Genomic DNA, 18,098 nt, shown 5'->3' with positions numbered 1-18,098 from the left:
AAAGATCACCCGAATCAGTTTGAGGGTAATATCTAAGTGATGATAAGCCGGTATTGGAGCCAATATATGAGAAGCTGTGGCGTTACTTTATACTTAACGTTAGTTTTCACTTTTCGTTATTCATTTTAAATTTATTTTAATTATTTGACCAAAAGTAAAAATATATCAATTATTAAACGTACCTTGCACGCTTATTAAATAAAACAATATAATGCAAAAAGAAGGAACAGTGAAATTTTTTAACACTCAAAAAGGTTTTGGGTTTATTTCACAAAATGACACAAAGGCAGAAATCTTTGTACACTCAACAGGCTTGATCGACGAAATCCGCGAAAACGACACAGTTAGCTATGACGTTGAAAACGGCAGAAAAGGTTTGAACGCAGTAAACGTAAAAGTAATCTAATCATCACGATAAATTTACTCCGAGACACCTGCCCTTCAAGGCGGGTGTTTTGTTTTAGAAACAATTTAATAACAAACATACTTTAAATACCGCATGGCGAGATCCAACGAAACATTCAACAAAAAAGAAAAAGAAAAAAAACGCTTAAAGAAACAGCAAGAAAAGAAAGAGAAGGCCGAGGTTCGTAAAGAAAACTCCAGCAAAGGCAAAAGCCTCGAAGATATGATGGCTTATATCGACGAAAATGGCAACATCACCTCTACCCCTCCTGTAGCCGGAAGACAAAACAAGATATCGGCAGAAGATATCCAGATTGCCACGCCCAAATATGTACCCGAGCCGGACGATCTGATTAAAACAGGCGTGATCAGCTTTTTTAATACTGCCAAGGGCTATGGCTTTATCCGCGATGCCAAGACCCAGGAAAACATTTTCTTCCACGTAAACAACCTCAACTATCAGGCTAACGAAAAAGACAAAGTAAGCTACAGTGTTGAGAAAAGCCCTAAAGGACTTAGCGCAGTAAATGTAACTAAGATATAATCTTAGTTACTTATCAGCATTCACCTCCCCAAAAAACGCCATATAAGCATTCAGGACATTTTTGCCGGCTTCGTGAATGGCGATGCCGGTTATATTGTTGCTGCGGTCCGCCTCGAAGGTTACACCGGCGGCACTATCATCATAAAGGGTGCGTTTACTGTTATTTAGTTTAAAGGTTCCCAACTTGTCGAGTTTGTAAAGCTTTTGCGCATCGGCGAGCAATACCCCGGTGTAAAGCCGGTTATTGATCTTGAACGAGGGCGAGGTAATACGGATCACTTTTACACGGGCGGTATCGTCATTACCCTTGTCGGTAGTAAAATAGATATTTGTGGCATAGCCTTTTTTACTATGATCGGTATACCAGGTCGCTACGCTTTTACCCATCGCCGCATCCGCGGAGTCGGGTTTACCCAATTGTGCCATAACCTGGCTCCGCGCTTCGTTTAGTGCTATTTGTCTGATGCTTTTACCTGGAATGATCAGTTTATCTGCAGCCACCTTCGCGATCGCAACAGTCGCGTTATCTGTGTGCGTGTTACTTTCGCTTTTAATAGCCTCGCTAACGGAATGACGATTTTTATTCTTGCAGGCTAATAAGGTTAAAACGTTTAATAAGATAAGTACATAGTGGTTCGCTTTCATAGTAATACCTCAGTTAAGGATTTAGGATGTTTGTGATACAGCTAAATGTTCGGCAAACATAAGCTTTTCTTTACCTTCACCCAACAATCTCAAACCAAGCTATTCCTACCTTTGGGGCAATGCTTATAACATCTGTCACAACAACATCACAACCCAAAAATCAACGCATCTCCACGGTATTAGCCTTCGCTTTACTACCGCTTTCGGGTTTTGCTACTGATATTTATATACCCTCGCTGCCCAGTATGGGTGCCGATATGCATATCAGCAGCATACAGGTGCAATTAACGCTGACATTGTTCCTGATCAGCTATGGTACTTCGCAATTGTTTCTGGGAAGCGTTCTGGATTCGTACGGCCGTTATAAGTTTAGCTTGGGTGCGCTGGTGGTGTTTATTCTGGCCTGCCTGGTAATCGCTGTTACGCGGAATATTTACCTCATCTACGCCATGCGCATTATTCATGGCATAACCGTCGCCATGATCGTTGTGGCTAAACGCGCTTACTTTGTTGATGTTTATGAGGGCGAGCAACTCAAACATTACCTGAGCATGTTTACAATTATATGGTCGGCAGGGCCTATTGTTGCGCCATTTTTGGGTGGATATTTTCAAAGCACATTAGGCTGGCAATCAAACTTTTACTTTCTGGCAGCTATAGCGTTAGTTATAGCGGTGCTCGAGGTTATTTACAGTGGCGAAACCATCAAACACCGAACCCGGTTTCATTTGAAAAAGATTGCGGGGCTGTATGCCGAAATGATCAGGACCACCACCTTCAGCCTGGGCATTCTGATGCTGTGTTTTGCTTATTCAATGGTGATCATGTATAACATGACGGGGCCTTTTATTGTCGAGCATCACTTTAAATTTACACCTGTTGTAGCCGGTTACAGCTCGTTGATCTTAGGATTTGCCTGGATGGTTGGCGGCTTTATCGGCAAGGCGCTGATCAACAAACCATTCTTTCATAAATTATTCGTTAATAGCTTATTACAGCTAATATTAGTAATAATAATGATATTTAGCATACGCTTTGTCAGCAATATCTATGCAATGATATTCTTCGCTTTTTTAATACACGTGGGTGCCGGTTTTACTTACAACAACTACTTTACCTATTGCCTTGCACGTTTCCCAAAAAATGCTGCTATGTCTGGAGGTTTAACCGGGGGGATGGTTTATGTGATTCTGTCTTTGCTGACTTATATTGTGGTGGCAGCTATTCCTGCCAAAGACGAGTACAATTTGAGTTGCAGCTACCTGGTATTTATCTTACTTTCAATGATTGTGATGCTGGTATTATACAGGCTGAACAGAAAGTCACCTCTATTAGATAACTAACTAAATACTACCTACTTATCTCTGGCATCTAAAGTTTGTCTTAAGGAATCGATACCTCGCCACATCATAGTACTTATAGCTTTCATTCCTTTATTACCGGGATGCGCTTGCACCGTGCTGTCCGGAAAAGTCCCCCAGGCATAATTACTCCTGTCGCGCCCCAAATTACTAAGCGATATAAAGGGCGTGTAATGTCTCATAATAGAGTCAACGGCTGATCGGCCTGTCCAAAACGAGCCAAAAGCAAATATTTCTACTTTTGGGTTACCGGTTCTTAAATAAGCTAACAATTCGGCGTATCGCTGGTTAAAATAAGCCCGGTCGAAACCGGCGGCTACTTCTTCGCCCATCTGTATAATGATCAGGTCGGGTTTGTTGTCACGATAACTTTTGAGTTCTGTGTCGAAATCGTACACAGATGTATGTATTTCAAACTCTGAAGTATTTTGAACTGCGGTAACGCAACCAGGATTCAGTGCAACAAACTTCCGGGTTAGTATATGGACATAGTCGCTATCCTGAACGGTAGCTGCCATGCCCCAGTAGCCATCCCACACATGCGTATGCCCCGGAGGAGCGAATGTAAGGCTGTTACCCAAAAAAAGAACATTTTTAAAGTAATATGGTATCGGCACAGGACGTAGCCTGCCTTTGTTACATCCTGATGCAACTATGACCAACAATACAAAGGCAATTAACTTTCTCAACCGCTAAAGATAACTATTTTCTATATCTGAATACACTTTCACCGTCATGCCGAATTATTTAGGCATCCTACACGCCAAGCAATTGGAAGTGCCGGAACATATTATTTATCGCTTGTTTACCTTGCACGTAGGATGCGGAAATAAATCCGGCATGACGCAATAAATAGGTCATCTCCCCTTTCACAGTCCAACCGGGAGTCAAAAAACTCAGCAAATGTACACCTTCCTGATACCTGGGTCATAAGTGCGGGTAATTTACTCTTAATAGCGCCTTATATCTATTAATTTACAGCAGACAGTAAGTGTTGCCGGTCATTTTATTATTTAGCTATATTAGCCACAGCCAATTATCAACAAGGCTGTAAAGGCCTGTTTATCGTGTATGAAAAAATTCGTTATCCTTAGTGCACTACTCAGCATTGCAACGGTTGTAGCTCATGGTCAAAACATCACCAACCCTGCTGTAACTGCTTTAAAGGCCGGATTCATTAATCCGCCGGCGTCGGCCAAACCGGGCGTCTACTGGTATTTTATGGATGGAAACATGAATAGGGAATCAATAACCAAAGATCTGGAATCGATGAAAAAAGCGGGCATTGGCAACCTTATTTTCCTTGAAGTAAATGTGGGCATACCACGGGGTAAAGTTGATTTTTTGAGTGATGAATGGCAAGAGCTTTTTAAACACGCCGTACGCGAGAGTGAGCGTTTGGGTATCGCGATCACCTTAGGAATCGGCCCGGGCTGGACGGGCAGCGGCGGCCCCTGGGTTAAACCTGCCCAATCCATGCAACACCTGGTTTCAAGTTCAATTAATGTAAAAGGCGGGCAATCAGGTAAAATTGTATTACCTGTCCCCCGACCCAAGCCGCCTTATTTCGGTGACGGCGCATTTACACCCGAACTAAAAAACGAGTGGAACACATTTTACGAGGATGTTGCTGTGTTAGCTTACCCAACACCGGCCGAAAGCAAAAAGATTGCTGATATCGACGAAAAAGCGCTTTATTACCGCGCACCGTATTCGTCAGCACCACATGTAAAACAATATCTCCCGTCGCAGGCCGAATATCCGGCGACTGACAACCAGGCAGCCATCGATAAAAAGCAGATCATCGATGTAACTAAATACCTGAAAGCTGATGGCGCCCTGGACTGGACACCACCTGCCGGCAACTGGACGATTATGCGTTTTGGCCGCCGTAATAACGGGGCTATTACCCGCCCTGCCCCTGTGCCCGGTTTAGGTTTTGAGTCGGATAAATTTGATACGGTTGCACTGCATGCGCACCTGAATAATTACATTGGCAAATTGCTGCGCAAAACAGGAGGCGCCAATGCTAAATCGGAAGGCGGACTAAAGCGCCTGCATATGGATAGCTGGGAAATGGGCTCGCAAAACTGGACGCAGAATTTCCGCGCCGAGTTTATTAAGCGCCGTGGCTATGACCCATTACCCTTCTACCCTGTTTACGCCGGTCAGATTGTCGGCAACGAAGAAATAAGCGAACGTTTTTTGTGGGACCTACGCCAAACTTCGCAGGAGTTGGTATTGGAATACCATGCACAAGCAGTTAAAAAATACGCGCATGAAAACGGCATGAGCTTATCTATCGAACCCTACGATATGAACCCCACCGCCGACCTGGAACTGGGTGCGGTTGCTGATGTGCCTATGAGCGAGTTCTGGAGCAAGGGCTATGGCTTTAATTCATCGTTCAGTACCATTGAGGCTACCTCAATTGCACACATTAACGGACGCTCGCTTACCCCGGCAGAATCATTTACGGCTCAAAACAACGAAAGTTGGAAACAATATCCTGGCTCTATGAAAAATCAGGGCGACTGGGCATTTGCTGCGGGCATAAACCAATTTGTGTACCACACGTTCGAGAATCAGTTCCTGCCTGATTCATTGCGTCCTGGCGCCACTATGGGCCCTTATGGTGTGCATTGGGACCGAAATCAAACCTGGTGGCCAATGGTGGGTGCCTACCACCAATACATAACCCGTTGCAGTTACCTGCTGCAACAGGGCAACACTGTTGCAGACATACTGTATCTCAATCCTGAAGGATCGCCGCATGTATTCAGGCCGCCGTTTTCGGCTTTGCAGGGCAATGATACTATCCCTGATCGCAGGGGTTATAATTTTGACGGCTGCTCGCCCGGGTTGTTATTTAAAGCCAGTGTGAAGAATGGTAAAGTAACTTTTCCCGGTGGCGCAAGCTACCGCATTTTGGTGCTGCCTTCGTCAAAAACAATGACACCTGCACTACTGGCTAAGATCGGGCAACTGGTTAAAGCCGGTGCTGTAGCAATTGGTGCACCGCCGCTCAAATCGCCGGGATTAAGCAATTATCCGGCCTGCGATGCACAGATTAGCCTCTTAGTGAATACAATATGGGGCAATAACCGACAAGCGGATGAAAACATCACCCAAACTCATGGCTACGGCAAAGGTAAACTGATCTGGGGCGGCGATATCCAGACTCCAATAGATAACCTTTATCCAAAATATGAAGTAACCGCAGCGATTTTGAAGCAAATGGGCGTTGCTGAAGATTTTCAATCAGATACAGCTATCCGCTATACGCATCGTGCCACGGCCAATTGGGATGTCTATTTTGTGTCTAACAAAACTAATCGGACCGTTAACGCCAGCACATCCTTCAGAAGCCTAAAAGGCGCACCTGAGCTTTGGAATGCGGTGACAGGCAAGATCGTCGCGCTGCCTCGATTTAAAAGATCGGGTACCTGCACCACTATTCCATTGCAGCTGGCGGCCTATCAGAGCTTTTTTGTAGTGTTTGCTAATCATCCGGTTACCGCTAATACATCTGCCAAAAACTTCGATGAAAAGACTAAGGCAGTCACACTAAGTGGGCCGTGGGATGTCTCATTTGACCCAAAATGGGGCGGCCCGGAAAGTATAGTATTCCATGAATTAACCGATTGGACACAAAACACTAACGAAGGCATAAAATACTATTCGGGCACCGCCACTTACACCAAAGTATTTGCTTTGCCTGCCGGGCTGCATAAAGGCGATAAACTAACTCTCAATTTAGGCGAGGTACATGACCTGGCCCGCGTAAAACTAAACGGCAAGGATTTGGGTATACTGTGGACCGCGCCGTGGTCTGTCGATATACCGTCGGCGTTAAAAAAAGGGAACAGGCTGGAAATAGAGGTTGTAAACCGCTGGCCTAACCGTTTAATTGGCGATGAGCAAAAAACCGGCAAGCATTACACTTACACCACTTATAATCCATATAAAAAGAATTCACCGCTTATTAAGTCCGGATTATTAGGTCCGGTTACTATCGAGGTAAGTCGTTAATAACTATTAACCTATGTCAACGTCAAAAAACAGTGTACAAAAAGTTAAAATCGGTCTTTTTGGGATCGGTCTGGATACCTATTGGGAACAATTTGAAGGACTCGAGCAACGTCTGCGCGGATATGTAGATGTAGTAAGTAATAAATTGTCGGCGTTTGATGTCGAGATTGTAAACCCAGGCCTCATAGACAACGCGCAAAAAGCATTTGAGGCAGGCAAAATTTTTAAGCGTGAAGATGTTGAGCTGATATTTTTATACGTAACCACTTATGCCCTATCGTCGACGGTATTGCCGGTGGTTAAAAAGGCGAAGGTTCCGGTAGTGGTTTTGAACCTGGCACCCGGGGCCGCTATCGATTATGCCAGCTTTAATAACCTGGATAATCGCACCCAAATGACCGGTGAATGGCTGGCATATTGTTCGGCCTGTCCGGTGCCGGAGATTGCCAATGTGTTTAAACGCTCGGGTATTCCTTTTTACCAGATTACCGGTACGCTAAATGATGATCCTCATGTTTGGCAAGAGGTTGAAGAATGGGTTGCGGCAGCTAAAGTGGCTAATACCATGTATAATAACACGTTGGGCGTAATGGGTAATTACTATGGCGGCATGCTGGACATCTACTCCAACCTAACCCTGCAATGCGCAACTTTTGGCGGGCATATTGAAATAATTGAGGTAGATGAATTATCCGGATTGCGGAAAAATATCAGTCAAGGAGAGATTAACAATAAGATAAGCACCATACATTCCTGGTTTGATGTACAAGCCGATTGCTCTGCCGAAGAGGTTACACGAGCAGCGCGCACCGCTGTTGCCCTGGATAAATTGGTCGACAAATATGATCTGGGCTCGTTGGCCTATTATCATAAGGGGAGCGGCAACGCAGTTAACGAGGATACAATGAGTTCGGTAATATTAGGCACTTCGCTGCTCACGGGTAACCATATCCCGGTTGCCGGCGAGTATGAGATCAAGAACGTACAGGCCATGAAGATCATGGATAGCTTTGGTGCAGGCGGTTCATTTACCGAATACTATGCCATGGACTTTAACGATGATGTGGTACTGATGGGTCATGACGGCCCCTGTCACCCGGCCATCGCCGAAGGCAAAATAACGGTTAAACCGCTACAGGTATATCATGGCAAGGTGGGCAAAGGCTTGTCGGTGGAGATGTCGGTACAACACGGGCCGGTAACGCTGCTGTCGGTAGTTGAAACTGCCGGTGGCAAGATCATACTCCTTATAGCCGAGGCTGAATCGGTACCTGGCCCTACACTGGAGATAGGCAATACCAACAGCCGCTATAAATTCGCTATAGGTGCACGCAATTTTGTAGAAAACTGGAATTCATACGGCCCGGCACACCATTGCGCTATCGGCAAAGGGCACATTGCCTCAAAAATTATTAAACTCGGGAATTTACTTGGCCTTGAAAGTGTGAAGGTGTGCTAATTATTATTTAGCTACGGTGTCTATCGCTTTGGCTAATTCGCGATCTTTAATCGTGATAATATCTCCCGCATCGTGGGTACTAAGCCATATCTCTACTTTATTATAAGTATTTGTCCAGGTCGGGTGATGGTTCAACCTGCTGGCGATATCGGCCACGCGTGTCATAAAGGCAAAAGCTTCTTTAAAGTCGCTAAAAGTAAAGGCCCGGTATAGTTTGTTATCTGTTTCGCTCCACATGTCAGTCGGATTTAAATAATATACAAAGCAAGAGGGTAAGTGTTTGTAATTGCTTGTGATCTGCTCTTGGAAGGATATTAGAGTTGCCTGGTTTTTGGATTGATGAAATAATCGGCGAAATTATGCGTTAATTGGTTTATCAATATGAAATATAGATTTGTGGGGATTGCGCTGACCGCGCTGTTGGTGACAGTAATAGATGGCTGTGGTATAGTAAGATCAATGGGTAAAGACCCGGAGGGCGAAGAGCTTTCCCGGTTAGAGGCTTTACCAAATTACAAAAATGGCGCTTTCGTAAATTTAGCTGAAAGTTCTGACTCAACAGTGAAGCGGTGGCTTTTTATGCGTAGCCGCCCCGCAACCATCAGGCCCTCTCAGGCGCTTCCATGGGTTAAAACTGATTTAATCACACTGGCTGCCCCCGCACCAACCATAGTTTGGTTCGGTCATTCATCGTTACTGATCAAAACCGGGCAGGGTAATATACTTGTCGATCCTGTTTTTAGCAACCATGCGGGGCCAGTGCCCGGATTAGTTACGGCATTTCCCGGCACCACGAATTACCACGCGAAGGATATGCCGCCAATTGACGTGCTCATCATTTCTCATGACCATTATGATCACCTGGATTATCGCACCCTGAAAAAATTGAAAGACCATATTAAAATGGCAATTGTGCCAATGGGTGTAGGTTCAGATCTGATATACTGGGGATTTGATCCTAAAAAGGTCATCGAACTGGATTGGAACCAATGTGCTACGCTGCCCGGCGGTCTTCAAATTACTGCTACGCCAGCGCAGCACCGCAGTAACCGCACTTATAGCAAAGAAAATAAAACGCTTTGGGCATCTTACGTTATACAGGCAGACAACTACCGCCTGTTTTACAGTGGCGATAGCGGCTATGGGCCACACTTTAAACAAATAGGCCAACAATACGGGCCATTTGATCTGGCGCTACTGGAATGCGGACAATACAGTCCGAATTGGCCATGGACACACCTGTGGCTTGGACAAGCCGCCCAGGCTGCTGTCGATCTGCGGGCGCGTTTGCTACAGCCTATTCACTGGGCCAAGTTTGAGGAAGCCGATCATCCCTGGAACGAACCTATAGAAAAACTTCTGCCAGCTGCTGAAAAACTGGGTGTTCAGGTAAATGTCCCGCGCATTGGGGAGCCTTATACTTTAGGTGATCCTCCCGATAAAACAGTTTGGTGGGATTTTAAATAATTAAGTTAATTTAGTTTTAGCACGGCTTTTTGATCAAGGAATTATTTGCGCTTTATTGCGGTTTGCTAAAGTTTGTATTTAGCGCCCACATTGAAGGTAAAGCCTCGGCGATCATTGATCCACTGACCGTGTCGCCGGCGCCTTGATCTCACTTTTGCCGATCTTGTAAGTAACGCTTAATCGTAAATTCTGATTCTGATAACGGGTTGTTTGCCGCTGCGCATAGCCTGATGTGGCTATGATCTCTGCATTATACGTATAGCGTGTTAAAAATGCTTCGGCACGCAAGCTCAACATCAGCCGCTCATTTCTGAACTTTTTATTGAGCGTCATATTATAGAATTTCCAGCCTTGCCGGTAACCTTGCAAGCTCAAATCATTCGCATTAAAGTAGCCGTAAAAATTCAGACTATAGCCTCGGGGCATTTTATAACTGGCATTCATGGTCAATAACTGCATAAAGCCATTATGGGTTAGGTCCATAGCTTTGCTGGCTAAATGAACGTATTGCCCCGTAAGTGTGCCGCCCAACAGGAATGCCGGCCCCGGTTTCCAGTTGAATGTTGCTGACAAGCCAAGACGTTGGTTGATACCCACATTTTTCCACGTACTTTCTAAGCGTCCATTAGCCAGCGGATTGCGGATATTTTCTATAGTATTCCGGTTGTCATTAAAAAACAAAGTCAAATCCCTGAAAAACTTCGGATCGTTGACTGAATAACTGAACTGGTAACGCCGTGTGATCTCTGGGCTTAAATCCGGGTTGCCATGCTGTAGGGTTAGTGAGTCGCTTGTGTTTACTGTCGGGTCAAGATAAGAAACAAACGGCCGAACTATCTTTTGCGTATAACTCAGCTTCAGGCTGGTGTTGTCACTCAAGGTCAGCTGTACCAGGGCATAGGGCACCCAATTATTAAAAGACCGTTCCCCACCCATCGCGTCCCTGAAAATTGCGTTCAAGGTGGTCTTTTCATAACGCAAACCCGTGCTCCAACCCCAACTACCTAAATGATTACTCAGGTTGGTATACGCTGCAAAAATTGTGTTATTATAATTAAAGGTAGCAGACCGGCCTGCATCCGGTGCATAAAGATTAATATCATGCACGTTTTTGCTGCTCAGTTTAGCACCGGATTCCCATTTGCCGTCGTTGCTGAATGCGTGTGCATAATCTGCCTGCAAAGTAAGGTCTTTCGTAACTACAGTACCGGCAAAAGTTTCCTGGTAAGGGCTTTTATCGGGTGCATTTTGCTGTAGCGCATAGTTGGTATTGGTTTGTTGATCGGCATACATACCCAATAGTGAATACTCATTTTTTTTGTTATTGCTCTGGCCGTCAAAACCTACATTATATGTCTGACCCGAACCTTGAACCGGTGTTTTCATCAGCCGCTGGAACAAAAATACCGTATCATAGGTATCAGAAACGCTGTTAACCACACTTGTATATTGGCCCACACGAAAACCCGCATTTAAGTTATTTAAAGAATCTAAACGGCAAATAAGGTTAATGCCGCCGAAAATATAGCGACCGGTCTGACGGGTTTCGGCTTTCTGACGCAAGGACGAGGCTGCTGTGTTTCGCAATAAAACCGTCCCGTTACGGTTCCTGTAACCCTGTATAAAACCATCACCATGTACTTGCCACACACCTTGTTGATGGTGAATATCGCCCATGATATTTTCACCGCGGTTGCCGAGCACCCCGCCGATGTTGGCGTTAGTAATGTTTTGTTTGAGTTTTTTAGTGATGATATTGATAACCGCATCGGTCTCCTGGGCATCGTACTTGGCAGACGGATCTGTAATTACTTCAACTTTGGCGATCTGCTCAGCCCTGATAGCCCGTAAAGCATCCGCTACGGACGGCGCATAAATCTCCGAGGGTTTACCATCGATCAGTACCTTGACCTTAGCGCTGCCGCGAACCATCAAGTTATTGTTACCGTCTACGCTTAGCATCGGTATCTTTCGTAAAATATCTGAGGCATCGGCGCCGGCGGCGGGCAGTAAACTTTCCGCATTAAACACAATGCCATCTACCCGGCGTTCAATCAGGGGCCGTTGCCCACGTATGATTACGGTGTTCAGCCGGATAGCCGACTCTTTTTTTGAAGAGTCGGCGTTTAGACTATCCAATTTTTGCGCCCCACCTGATAATGGGCCCAGGCAAAGCAAAACGAAAATGAAATACTTCATTTAAAATGCACCAAAGCCAGCATTTCTCCCCGATCAAGTTCATGCGACAGGTATATCAAGCTAACCTGATGGCCCGCAGCCTTCTTTTCGGCCTGCAAAAGGTCTTTCACCGCAATAGTCATTTGACCGGCATCTTTAAAATCCCATTTTTGCAGGCTGTTTCCTTCGTCATCCTTTAAAACGATGCTTCTGCCGGTACCGGGGCTATTATCCAGTTGGCAGTGCCGGTACACAAACCGAAGCTGGTCGCCCTCTTTAGCCTTATCCAAAGCCAGCACCCGTAAATTCAGCGGCTGGTTCACCTGCTGCTTCAGCATCAGTTTATTATTCAGATAGATCTCATAGTTGTCTAAACCAAACTTGCCGGTAAAACTTAAATTGCCCAGTACAAGGGCAAAACATGCGCATAACAATAGCTTTTTCATATGATCTTTTTTTTGATTTAACCACAAGTTACCCGATCAAATAATCCCCGCGAAAAATAGTAGAGCAACGACCGATCTAATAGACATTCGTTTTTTTATGTTTATCTTCCTCTATTATTTAAGTCGTTTGTCGATATTTTTTGGCCGGCGCGGCAATTTTGGTTTCCTTTAAACAATTGAGCAATGAGATGAAGCTTTTTGACAAAAAAACCGCGATTTACGGCGCTTACTGGATACTGGTTACCGGCTTCTTTTTATATGAGAAAAAGTACCTCCTTTATAAGGCTAACCTGCCTTATTTTTTTGCCTGCGTTGGTGTTCGGGTGGGGCTGCTTATCATCATAGCCTACTTAAACCTGCACATTTTCCTGCCAAAGTATCTAGCCAAAAAAAGATATGGCGCGTATGTTAGCGCTATTTTATTCTCGGTACTCACTTACCTGGTCATCCAAAGCCTCTACGACTATTATTTATACGGTTATATCGTCGGCCCGCTCTATAACAGTAATATGTGGGAATCTGTCTCCTATAATTTTTTCAGTACCTTATGGTACCTCGCTCTGATGCTGGCACTGAAACTGAGTTTGGACTGGTACGGCCAGCAATTGCTCATTCAGCGCATCACTGTGGAAAAGCTTCATGCGGAAGTGGATTTTCTACGTGCACAGGTTAACCCGCATTTCTTGTTCAATATTCTGAATAACCTGTATGCGCTTACTCTCAAAAAATCAGAACTGGCACCCGATGTAGTACTCAAGCTCTCATCGATGATGGAATATATGCTGTACGACAGCAATGATGAAAAAGTACCGCTGACAAAAGAACTGGAATACCTCAACAATTACGTCGAGCTGGAACGGTTGAGGTTTGGCGCCAGTGCAGTGATTACTTTTAATACCGGGCAGGTAGGCCCCGGGCAAAAGATCGCGCCCTTGCTCTTACTTCCGCTGGTAGAGAATGCCTTTAAACACGGGCTAAGTAAACAGACCGCGGATAGTGCACTCCATATTTCGATCAGCTTACATGGTGACACGCTAATGGCGCAGGTGGAAAACACGAAACCCGCACTTGTTAGTTCGCAATACAAAGGTGGTATCGGACTGAATAATTTGCGCAAGCGACTGGAATTGCTCTATCAGGGCAGGCATGACTTACAGTTGCAGGATCAGGTAACGACCTATAAAGCCACCTTAAGAATCGAATTATGATGGAAGCGCTGTTAAAAATCGTCATCGTAGACGATGAGCCGCTGGCTCGTGAAGTACTGGAGGGGTATTTAAAAAGAATGCCCCGTATTGGACAGGTGCAGCTTTTCCCTAATGCGACGAAAGCTTTAAGTGGTTTGAAAACCTTGGCGCCTGACATTTTGCTCCTTGATATTGAAATGCCCGAAATGAATGGCATCGAATTCTTGAAATGCCTACCTGACCCGCCACTAACCATTTTCACCACGGCCTATCGCAATTACGCTTTTGATGGTTATGAACTGGGCGTGATCGATTTTTTATTGAAACCGATTGCTTTTGACCGCTTTGAGCAGGCTGTGGCAAAGGCCCGCGAACTCCTGGCGCTTGAGAAACACAGCCAGTTGGAAGATACAGCCGAAAACAGCAACGATTTTATTTTTGTAAAAAGTGGTGTACAGCGCATTAAGCTGCATTTTAGCGATGTGACTCATATACAGGGACTGAAAGACTATGCTATTGTCCATACGCCGGAAAAAAAGATATTGCTCAAAGGCTCGATAAAGGCGATGCTCGACATATTTCCACCCGCCCGTTTCTTTAGGGTACATAAATCATTTATCGTGAACCTGCAACATGTCCGTCATTTGGAGCACAACAGCATTTTACTGAATGGGCAGCAGGTGCCCATTGGCCGCAATTTTCGAGATGAGATTGAAAAGCATCTGAAGCCCCTTCAATAAGCATAATGTGGTATCAATTATTAGCTACAAGTCCCTCAACTTACGTGTGCTGACACGTCAATCTGATCTTTAGGCCGATTTACCTTTTTTTTATTTTCAATTAATTGATTGATATGTAGAAAGGGGGTGCTTACATTCTCTATATCGGCGACTAAAGCCATTTTTAAACATTCACCGAAAGTATGGCTTTCGAGTCCTTTCATTTCAATTAATATCTCTTAGCGCATATTATTATTTAACTGAAATTCGGTTAAAACGTCCACAAACTACTTGGTGATAAAAGGTTGATGAACGATAGTGGCTTTTTTCATGGTTTGTTGAGTTTTATATAGCCGGGTAGCCATCTCCAAGCGCTCTTTATAACTTCTCTTCAACCCTTCTTTCAAAAGATCCAGGATACCGTGATTCCCCGTATTGTTTAAAATGTTTCTTTAAACATTCTATTAACTCTTTACTTTTATTAGGATTAAAATAACCTGAGCGATATCCTCTCCATTCTTGCGAGGTCATAACACTATGAGTTCCATCAGAGTTCTTTGAGATAGAGAAAGCATCTAAGCCGACATATTTAGGAAAACCAGCACTAATTAATCTGGCCATTTGTTTGTCCACACTGTACCATGGCAACCAATCCAATGGCTCTTCTTCAAAAAGTTCTTCCAAAGGTGGTAGTGGTGGATCATTGGGTTTCAGTCCATCGCCAGCAGGCACCTTGCTTACACGTATAGTGCTCATTTGACCTGGGAGTAGCGGATCGGCTATCACTATGTGTAATAAACCTACTAAAGGAAACCCATCTTTAAGTAGGCCATATACCTGAGTTTCACCCAATGAATTTAAGCTCTTGTTTGGATGTTTGAAATTGGGCCTTACAATCTTCACTTCATACACCGCTGTACGGTCATAAAACAAATGGTCGCCGCTGTATGGAATAAACATAATGTCATAGTCACCGGGACGTCCTTCCCTTGTCAAACCGACTTCTTTCCGTAGCACATTTGTAGCCAGATAAAAACCTTCATATTGTTCCACACCATCAATACGTACCGGATCAAATAATAGATTATAGAAGTGAATAAGATCATGAGAATATTTATCCTTATCCTTGAAAGAGGTGATCTTCTCTATAATTTTTCGCTCGTCTGAATCTTGTGGAACAAAACCAGCAAAGGTTCCCATATTAATTATTGTGAAAGTGAATAGTTATGTATCTTCTTTTAATTTGAAATCTCTTTATTAGTAAAAGTAATTAACATATCCAATAATTACTGAGCTAAGTGACAATTGGAAAGAGACTGTTTATAGTAACTACTTGAATATTACCAAGTCGGCAGTTAATTTACAAACTCTATAAATTATGATAAGAAAGTATAATAAAACGAATAACCCAGAATTTTCTACCGACGAATTAGAGCTATTAAATTTAATCGCCGAACTCATTGCGGAAATTATTATTAAAGAAACCGATGAAGGCGATTACGAAAGTGCTATCAAGAAAGTTTAGGTGTTCTAATCTCGTGCTATTTGACCGGAAAGAGGATCACAAAAATGCAATTTAAGCTCTTTAAGACAAGATTTAGAGGTGTTCTAAATCCCATGTAATCATCGTAAAAATGGACGTTACTTTGCAACCTTCGTTAATTCAAAGAAAATTAAATTATTGATAATCAATATAAAACAAAAAATGGGAATGGTGTTCAAACCATTCCCATGTCGTGCGGAAGAAGGGACTCGAACCCCCACGCCGTGAAGCGCCAGATCCTAAGTCTGGTGCGGCTACCAATTACGCCACTTCCGCATTAGGATTTTTAGAGCTGCAAAGATAACCCAATTTAACAGAATATAAAATGTTATTAAAACTTTTTCATAATCGCCTAATTGTTAGCGGTTATATTTTAGTGGATGATTATAGATTGTATATTTGATATACCCCCGTGACCTTGCGCCCCTCGCCCACCAGCACATTGGTGATTTTCTTTTCCATCATTAAAGGTTCCACCTGGCTGATAAATTCTTCAGCATTTACAATAACCGGGGTGGTCGTCATCATATCAGCAACTGATACCTTCGAAAGGTCCTGATTCTTAAGCAAGGCGCGGCGCAGATCGCCATCTGTAATAATCCCATCGATATAATTTTGATCACCAACCATAACCATCCCTAATTTACCTTCGGACATACTAAGCAGCACATCAGTAAATGAAGCGTCTTTGCGAATGAATGGTAGATTATCGGTTCGCATCAGGTCTTTTACACGGGTAAGCAGCTTGCGGCCCAAACTACCACCCGGATGAAAACGCGCAAAATCCTCTTCCTGGAAGTTCCGCGACTCCATTAGCGCAATAGCAAGAGCATCGCCCATTACCAACGCCGCTGTGGTTGACGATGTTGGCGCCAAAGCTAAGGGACAAGCCTCACGTGTAATATTGATATTCAGATGATGGTCACTATTTAAAGCAACAGTTGAGCCAGGGTTGCCTGTAAAGCTGATTATCAGATTTTTGTGATGTTTTAAAAATGGAATTATCTTTAAAACTTCATCAGTTTCTCCCGAGTAAGATATCAGAATAATTGTATCGTCATTGCCAATGATGCCGAGGTCGCCATGAAAAGCATCGCCGGGATGCAGAAACAAAGAAGGCGTGCCCGTGCTTGATAAAGTTGCAGCTATTTTTTTACCGATCAACCCCGATTTACCTACCCCGATAACAATGACCTTACCTGTACTGCTCAAGATAGCATCGACCACGCCGGTAAATGTATCGTCTATCAGCCCGGCAACGTGTTGTAAAGACTCGATCTCGACCGCGAAAACCTTTTTAGCAATATCTTTCATTTTGTTATATGTACAACCTACGCTATAAGCGGTTTTATTACTTCTTCTAATTGATGCAGTTTCACCATGTTAGGGCCGTCGCTCAGAGCGTTATCAGGGTCGGGGTGTGTTTCCATAAAATAACCGTCGGCACCGAATGCTTTAGCGGCCAGGGCCATCATAGGTACAAACGTACGGTCGCCGCCTGTTTTGCCGCCTGCGCCGCCCGGGCGCTGCACAGAATGCGTGCAGTCCATACATACCGGATAGCCAAAGGTTTTCATGTCATAAATATTCCTGAAATCGACCGCCAGGTTGTTGTAGCCATACATGTTACCGCGCTCGGTAAGTATAACCTGGTTATTACCCGCCTCTATCACCTTTTGCGCCGGATAAAACATATCCTGACCCGAAAGAAACTGCGCTTTTTTAACGTTCACAATTTTGCCGGTTTCTGCAGCAGCAACTAACAGATCGGTCTGACGGCAAAGAAATGCCGGGATCTGCAAAATATCAACAACCTGGGCAGCTATTGCGGCCTGATAAGGCTCATGAATATCGGTAGTAACCGGCAAATTAAATTTTTCTTTTACCTTTTGCAGCATCTCCATTCCCTTTTCAATGCCCGGCCCGCGGTAAGAGTGGATGGAAGTACGGTTAGCTTTATCGAACGACGATTTGAAAACTACTTGTACGGGATACTTCTGCCCTATTTCGGCTGCTTTTTCGGCTACCTGGTACAAAAGCTCCTGGTTTTCCATAACACAGGGACCCAATATAAAAAACGGCTTTTGCCGCATATTGTCAAATAATGCCATG

General features: G+C 44.1%; 18 protein-coding genes and 1 tRNA gene. 9 read left to right on the top strand and 10 right to left on the bottom strand.

The genetic code is table 11. The features are described from left to right. The first annotated feature begins 211 nt into the window (after nt 1-211). The gene (locus ABD772_RS04655) at nt 212-406 is read left to right on the top strand and encodes a cold-shock protein (RefSeq protein ID WP_345101278.1); all 195 of its coding nucleotides are present in this window, start codon (nt 212-214) and stop codon (nt 404-406) included. Nucleotides 407-499: 93 nt separating this feature from the next. Further along, nucleotides 500-949, top strand: coding sequence for a cold shock domain-containing protein (locus ABD772_RS04650; protein WP_345101277.1), 450 nt, complete (start codon nt 500-502; stop codon nt 947-949). Between the two features lie 6 nt (nt 950-955). Here ABD772_RS04650 and ABD772_RS04645 read toward each other — a convergent pair whose 3' ends face one another. Then, nucleotides 956-1,594, bottom strand: a complete 639-nt coding sequence (locus ABD772_RS04645) for a hypothetical protein (RefSeq protein ID WP_345101276.1) — start codon at nt 1,592-1,594, stop codon at nt 956-958. A 119-nt stretch (nt 1,595-1,713) separates the two neighbouring features. Between ABD772_RS04645 and ABD772_RS04640 the strand changes: the two genes are divergently transcribed. Further along, nucleotides 1,714-2,937 carry an MFS transporter gene (locus ABD772_RS04640; RefSeq protein ID WP_345101274.1) on the top strand — a complete coding sequence of 408 codons (1,224 nt, stop codon included), beginning with the start codon at nt 1,714-1,716 and terminating at the stop codon, nt 2,935-2,937. Nucleotides 2,938-2,948: 11 nt separating this feature from the next. Here ABD772_RS04640 and ABD772_RS04635 read toward each other — a convergent pair whose 3' ends face one another. Beyond that, nucleotides 2,949-3,644, bottom strand: a complete 696-nt coding sequence (locus ABD772_RS04635) for an SGNH/GDSL hydrolase family protein (protein ID WP_345101273.1) — start codon at nt 3,642-3,644, stop codon at nt 2,949-2,951. 382 nt (nt 3,645-4,026) lie between these two features. On the opposite strand from ABD772_RS04635, the gene ABD772_RS04630 reads away from it, so the two are divergent. Both ABD772_RS04630 and ABD772_RS04625 read left to right on the top strand, forming a co-directional pair. After that, entirely contained in the window at nt 4,027-6,987 is a 2,961-nt protein-coding gene (locus ABD772_RS04630; protein WP_345101272.1) for a glycosyl hydrolase, read from the top strand. Nucleotides 6,988-7,000: 13 nt separating this feature from the next. Then, nucleotides 7,001-8,446: an arabinose isomerase gene (locus ABD772_RS04625; protein ID WP_345101271.1), complete on the top strand. Its 1,446-nt coding sequence runs from the start codon at nt 7,001-7,003 to the stop codon at nt 8,444-8,446. A 3-nt stretch (nt 8,447-8,449) separates the two neighbouring features. Here ABD772_RS04625 and ABD772_RS04620 read toward each other — a convergent pair whose 3' ends face one another. Beyond that, nucleotides 8,450-8,743, bottom strand: coding sequence for a 4a-hydroxytetrahydrobiopterin dehydratase (locus ABD772_RS04620; RefSeq protein WP_345101772.1), 294 nt, complete (start codon nt 8,741-8,743; stop codon nt 8,450-8,452). A gap of 84 nt (nt 8,744-8,827) precedes the next feature. Here ABD772_RS04620 and ABD772_RS04615 point away from each other — a divergent pair, with 84 nt between their 5' ends. After that, nucleotides 8,828-9,913: an MBL fold metallo-hydrolase gene (locus ABD772_RS04615; protein ID WP_345101270.1), complete on the top strand. Its 1,086-nt coding sequence runs from the start codon at nt 8,828-8,830 to the stop codon at nt 9,911-9,913. Between the two features lie 111 nt (nt 9,914-10,024). Here the strand turns inward: ABD772_RS04615 and ABD772_RS04610 are convergent, their stop codons facing one another. Both ABD772_RS04610 and ABD772_RS04605 read right to left on the bottom strand, forming a co-directional pair. Beyond that, on the bottom strand, nt 10,025-12,112 hold the full coding sequence (locus ABD772_RS04610) for a TonB-dependent receptor domain-containing protein (protein WP_345101269.1): 2,088 nt from the start codon (nt 12,110-12,112) through the stop codon (nt 10,025-10,027). After that, nucleotides 12,109-12,537 carry a hypothetical protein gene (locus tag ABD772_RS04605; RefSeq protein ID WP_345101268.1) on the bottom strand — a complete coding sequence of 143 codons (429 nt, stop codon included), beginning with the start codon at nt 12,535-12,537 and terminating at the stop codon, nt 12,109-12,111. Before ABD772_RS04605 ends, ABD772_RS04610 begins: the two co-directional genes overlap by 4 nt. A 188-nt stretch (nt 12,538-12,725) precedes the next feature. Between ABD772_RS04605 and ABD772_RS04600 the strand changes: the two genes are divergently transcribed. Both ABD772_RS04600 and ABD772_RS04595 read left to right on the top strand, forming a co-directional pair. Further along, nucleotides 12,726-13,745, top strand: coding sequence for a sensor histidine kinase (locus ABD772_RS04600; RefSeq protein ID WP_345101267.1), 1,020 nt, complete (start codon nt 12,726-12,728; stop codon nt 13,743-13,745). Then, nucleotides 13,742-14,464: a LytR/AlgR family response regulator transcription factor gene (locus tag ABD772_RS04595; protein ID WP_345101266.1), complete on the top strand. Its 723-nt coding sequence runs from the start codon at nt 13,742-13,744 to the stop codon at nt 14,462-14,464. The genes ABD772_RS04600 and ABD772_RS04595 overlap by 4 nt, the downstream gene beginning before the upstream one ends. 35 nt (nt 14,465-14,499) lie before the next feature. Here the strand turns inward: ABD772_RS04595 and ABD772_RS04590 are convergent, their stop codons facing one another. Continuing rightward, nucleotides 14,500-14,667, bottom strand: a complete 168-nt coding sequence (locus tag ABD772_RS04590) for a hypothetical protein (RefSeq protein ID WP_345101265.1) — start codon at nt 14,665-14,667, stop codon at nt 14,500-14,502. 154 nt (nt 14,668-14,821) lie between these two features. Further along, complete coding sequence (locus ABD772_RS04585; RefSeq protein ID WP_345101264.1) at nt 14,822-15,643, bottom strand: hypothetical protein; 822 nt, start codon at nt 15,641-15,643, stop codon at nt 14,822-14,824. A 178-nt stretch (nt 15,644-15,821) separates the two neighbouring features. On the opposite strand from ABD772_RS04585, the gene ABD772_RS04580 reads away from it, so the two are divergent. Then, nucleotides 15,822-15,968 carry a hypothetical protein gene (locus ABD772_RS04580; protein ID WP_345101263.1) on the top strand — a complete coding sequence of 49 codons (147 nt, stop codon included), beginning with the start codon at nt 15,822-15,824 and terminating at the stop codon, nt 15,966-15,968. 212 nt (nt 15,969-16,180) lie between these two features. Here ABD772_RS04580 and ABD772_RS04575 read toward each other — a convergent pair. From ABD772_RS04575 to kdsA, 3 genes are all read right to left on the bottom strand, one after another. Then, nucleotides 16,181-16,262: transfer RNA gene (locus ABD772_RS04575), tRNA-Leu, on the bottom strand. Between the two features lie 108 nt (nt 16,263-16,370). Next, entirely contained in the window at nt 16,371-17,300 is a 930-nt protein-coding gene (locus tag ABD772_RS04570) for a KpsF/GutQ family sugar-phosphate isomerase (RefSeq protein ID WP_345101262.1), read from the bottom strand. A 17-nt stretch (nt 17,301-17,317) separates the two neighbouring features. Then, nucleotides 17,318-18,097, bottom strand: a complete 780-nt coding sequence (gene kdsA / locus ABD772_RS04565; protein ID WP_345101261.1) for a 3-deoxy-8-phosphooctulonate synthase — start codon at nt 18,095-18,097, stop codon at nt 17,318-17,320. Nucleotide 18,098: the final 1 nt, after the last annotated feature.

Origin of the sequence: Mucilaginibacter panaciglaebae, assembly GCF_039539265.1 — a bacterium.
GTDB lineage: Bacteria > Bacteroidota > Bacteroidia > Sphingobacteriales > Sphingobacteriaceae > Mucilaginibacter > Mucilaginibacter panaciglaebae.
The sequence above is the reverse complement of the archived record's forward strand: the minus strand, read 5'-3'. Positions and strand labels throughout refer to the sequence as shown.